Source organism: Streptomyces regalis (assembly GCF_001509475.1).
Taxonomy (GTDB): Bacteria; Actinomycetota; Actinomycetes; order Streptomycetales; family Streptomycetaceae; genus Streptomyces; species Streptomyces regalis.
On sequence record NZ_LLZG01000313.1, the window covers coordinates 1 to 280 of the forward strand.

1 pseudogene is annotated in these 280 nt (G+C 69.6%); it reads left to right on the top strand.

The features are described from left to right. A pseudogene (locus tag ADL12_RS27595) lies at nucleotides 1-280 on the top strand (inositol phosphorylceramide synthase); the annotation flags it as partial.

Consider the following 280-nt stretch of genomic DNA (forward strand, 5'->3'; position numbering starts at 1 on the left):
TGCTGGTGGCCGGCCGCAAGACGGGCGACACCTGGCTGCTCATCACGTCCAAGACCCGCCCGGCGGTGCTCGACCAGTACGTGGCAACCGCCGATCACGCACTGGGCGACCCGTCGTGGCTGGTGGGCCGGATGGTCAGGGCCACCGGTCCCGTCGGCGCCCATGTTCTCGACTTCGTCTACGGTCAGCTTGCGGTGGCTGCGGTCGTCGTCGCGCTGTACCAGCTGCGCAACGTGGCGGTCGAGCGCCGCTTCCCGAGCCATCACCTGGTGCGCACCTT